This is a genomic window from Pseudomonas protegens, assembly GCF_003732485.1.
Taxonomy (GTDB): domain Bacteria; phylum Pseudomonadota; class Gammaproteobacteria; order Pseudomonadales; family Pseudomonadaceae; genus Aquipseudomonas; species Aquipseudomonas protegens_B.
Genome location: NZ_MOAK01000086.1, coordinates 611,333 through 614,659, shown reverse-complemented (window position 1 = coordinate 614,659; position 3,327 = coordinate 611,333). Strand labels below are relative to the sequence as shown.

At 62.4% G+C, this 3,327-nt stretch carries 5 protein-coding genes and 1 pseudogene; 4 read left to right on the top strand and 2 right to left on the bottom strand.

Annotation, left to right across the window (positions count from 1 at the left end; genetic code table 11):
• The coding region (locus BLX41_RS36675) for an inorganic phosphate transporter (RefSeq protein WP_259745359.1) at positions 1-931 on the top strand (931 nt) is incomplete at its 5' end.
• Between the two features lie 131 nt (positions 932-1,062).
• On the opposite strand, the gene ccoM is transcribed toward BLX41_RS36675, so the two are convergent.
• Both ccoM and BLX41_RS33910 read right to left on the bottom strand, forming a co-directional pair.
• On the bottom strand, positions 1,063-1,179 hold the full coding sequence (gene ccoM, locus BLX41_RS37135) for a cytochrome c oxidase subunit CcoM (RefSeq protein WP_015634423.1): 117 nt from the start codon (positions 1,177-1,179) through the stop codon (positions 1,063-1,065).
• A 144-nt stretch (positions 1,180-1,323) separates the two neighbouring features.
• Complete coding sequence (locus BLX41_RS33910; RefSeq protein ID WP_177435099.1) at positions 1,324-1,485, bottom strand: hypothetical protein; 162 nt, start codon at positions 1,483-1,485, stop codon at positions 1,324-1,326.
• Positions 1,486-1,690: 205 nt separating this feature from the next.
• On the opposite strand from BLX41_RS33910, the gene BLX41_RS29825 reads away from it, so the two are divergent.
• From BLX41_RS29825 to BLX41_RS36670, 3 genes and pseudogenes are all read left to right on the top strand, one after another.
• Complete coding sequence (locus tag BLX41_RS29825; RefSeq protein WP_123727814.1) at positions 1,691-2,557, top strand: LysR substrate-binding domain-containing protein; 867 nt, start codon at positions 1,691-1,693, stop codon at positions 2,555-2,557.
• A gap of 88 nt (positions 2,558-2,645) precedes the next feature.
• On the top strand, positions 2,646-3,116 hold the full coding sequence (locus tag BLX41_RS29820) for a RidA family protein (RefSeq protein ID WP_123727761.1): 471 nt from the start codon (positions 2,646-2,648) through the stop codon (positions 3,114-3,116).
• A pseudogene (locus BLX41_RS36670) lies at positions 3,113-3,327 on the top strand (aminotransferase class V-fold PLP-dependent enzyme); the annotation flags it as partial. The gene BLX41_RS29820 and the pseudogene BLX41_RS36670, both read left to right, overlap by 4 nt.

Sequence of the window (3,327 nt, the reverse complement as noted above, 5' to 3'; positions counted from 1 at the left end):
GATCTCGAAGATGCACAAGACCCCGGAACAGCGCCGCAAGGTCGATGACAAGAAGCACCCGCCGTTCTGGAACCGCCTGGTTCTGGTGATCTCGGCCATGGCCGTGAGCTTCGTCCACGGTTCCAACGATGGCCAGAAGGGTATTGGCCTGATCATGCTGGTGCTGATCGGCATCGTGCCCGCGCAGTTCGTGCTGGACCTCAACAGCACCACCTACCAGATCGAACGTACCCGCGACGCGACCCTGCACCTGAGTCAGTTCTATGAGCGCAACCACGACTCCCTGGGCGAATTCCTGGCCCTGGGCAAGAGCGTGAAAGACGACCTGCCGGGCAAGTTCCGCTGCAACCCGCAACAGACCGAGCCGACCATCAGCGCCCTGCTGAGCAGCCTCAAGGGCGTCGCCGACTACCACTCGCTGTCGCCGGAAAGCCGCATCGAAGTGCGTCGCTATCTGCTGTGCCTGGACGATACTGCGAAGAAAGTGGGCAAACTGCCGAACCTGTCGGCCCGTGAAAAGGCTGACCTGGACAAGCTGCGCAAGGACCTGACCGCCACTACCGAGTACGCGCCGTTCTGGGTGATCCTGGCCGTCGCCCTGGCACTGGGCCTGGGCACCATGATCGGCTGGAAGCGTGTGGTGCTGACCATTGGCGAGAAGATCGGCAAACAGGGCATGACCTACGCCCAGGGCATGTCGGCCCAGATCACCGCCGCGGGCCTGATCGGCCTGGCGAACATCTTCAGCCTGCCGGTCTCCACCACCCACGTACTCTCCTCCGGCGTGGCCGGGACCATGGTCGCCAACAAGAGCGGCCTGCAAGGCGGTACGGTGAAGACCATCCTCCTGGCCTGGGTCCTGACCCTGCCGGCGACCGTGGCCCTGTCCGCCGGTCTGTTCTGGGCGGCCTCGAAAGTCCTGGGTACCTGACCCCCACGCCAACAAAAAAGGTGCGCCCCTCGGGACGCACCTTTTTTTATGCCTTGAGCTTTTCGACAGGCAAAAAAAAGGGCAACCGAAGTTGCCCAAAATGCCTTGCGTGCTCGTTGCTCTGGAGAGACTTAAGGTTTTTTACGCTTATTCGCGTCTTTCCAGATGAAGAATCCAAACCCTGCGAAAAACAGAACCATGAGGCCGACAGTCAGCACTCCGGCGATCACCACATTGTCGAAAAACATGACTGGCCTCCTGCTCTTGCCCTGTTGCGATGGGGCTAAGTTAACCAAAGAGGCGGCGGGGAAAATTGACCGGGGTCAATGTCGCCCAAGACTGGGCGCGAGGAAGGGGGAATAACTGACCTGTATCAACAGAAAGCGCCCAGTTCAGCGCTTTTTCGGTTTGTTTTTCGACTTTTTCTTGGCCTTTCCCAAAGGCATGGCCTGCTCGAATGCCTGGCGTACTTCATTCAGGCGTTTCTCGTTCAGGTCATGCACACGCTTGGCGCGTTCGGCATTCAGGTCGATCAGCTTGTCGTCTTGATTCATGGCTTGGCTGGCATCACTGGGAGGTCAATATCAACCGCACTGCTACAGGAGGCAGAGCGGCCCTGGCGGATATGCCAATAATGCGGCGTGCCGCCGCACCTGACCAGTGATCAGACCGGCACTCAGGCAATAAAGTCGCTGCCGCGAAGAGTTTTTATCCGCACAATGGCCCTTTGCGAACCGCCCCACGGAGCCTGATGTGGAAATGCCCAAGCACCTGCCACCGCTACTGGCCCTGCGCGCATTCGAGGCCGTGGCCCGCCACCTGAGCTTTATCAAGGCGGCTCGGGAACTGTGCGTGAGCCAGAGCGCGGTCAGCCATCAAGTGCAGAAACTCGAACAGCACCTGGGCCAACGCTTGTTTATACGCCGGACCCGCGCCATCGACCTGACCGCCACCGGCGATACCTATTACCAACAGATTCGCCCGGCCCTGGAGCAGATCGCCCAAGCCACCCAGGCACTGCTTGCCCCACCTGGGCAGCCAGTGCTGCGCATCGGCCTGCTGGCGTCCTTTGCTACCTTGTGGCTGGCGCCTCGCCTGGCGGACTTCAGCCGCCGCCATCCGCAGATCCAGTTGGAGTTGCAACCGGCCATCGACCTGGCGGATGTCGCCGGCGCCGAGGTCGACCTGGCCATTCGCTACGGCAAGGGCAACTGGCCGAAGGTGCGGGCCACGCGCTTTCTCGCCGAGCAGCTGTCGCCGGTCTGCAGCCCTGGCTTCAAAGCCACCGCCCTGGCCAACGGCCCCTTGCTGATGGCTCGCTCCCATCAACCCTTCGAATGGGATGACTGGAGCAGGCAACAGGCTCTGGACCTTTCCTCCCACCCCAGCGTGATGCTGCACGACTACAACATCGTGGTGGAAGCCGCCGTGGCCGGTCAGGGCATCGCCATGGGGCGTCGCCAGTTGATCCAACGCCACCTGGCCCAGGGCAGCCTGGTGGATGCCTTCGACCTGCCCCCCTTGTGCAGCCAGATCGGCTATTGGCTGGTGACCGCTGAAGGAGCGTCGAACCCGGCGCTGGACTGCTTTGCACAGTGGCTGATGGAGCAAGGGCTCGACCCATGAGAAATTCAGATACGTCGAATTAGATCTATCCGTTTGTCGCTTCTGGACTGAACGCCGATGCTGCAGGCCTAGCATTCGAGGACTTCCCATGAGCGATTCCCTGAAATACCGCGTAGAGCAACTGGGGCTTGAACTGCCCGCCCCCAGCCAGCCGATCGCCAACTACGTCAACCATGTACGCAGCCAGAACCTGCTGTTTATCTCCGGACAGATTCCCTTGCTACAGGGCCAACCGACCCTGCAGGGCCGTCTCGGCGAGAGTCTGACGGTGGAGCAAGGCACCCAGGCCGCCGAGCTCGCGGCCCTGGCCTTGCTGGCCCAGTTGAGCGCGGCGCTGGACGACGACCTGTCGCGGCTGCAGCGCATCAGCCGGCTCGGTGTATTCATTGCCGCCAGTGCCGACTTCCAGAGCCATGGCATCGTGGCCAATGGCGCTTCCAACCTGCTGGTCAACGCCCTGGGCGAGAAAGGCCGGCATGCACGCACTGCGGTGGGCGTGGCCAGCCTGCCCGCCGGGGTCGCCGTGGAGGTCGACGCGATCTTCGAACTCAAGCCATGAGTCCCCTGGACCCTGCGCACCTCGCCCGCCTGCGCCTGGCCACACCCGGCTGCGCCAAAGTCTGCCACTTCAACCACGCGGGGGCTTCATTGCCCAGCCAGGGCACCCTGGACGCCATGCTCGGGCAGCTGCAACGGGAAGCCCGTGAAGGGCCGATGGAAGCCGCCATCACCGGCGCACGGCTGCAGGAGCAGGCCCGTGAGGCCGCGGC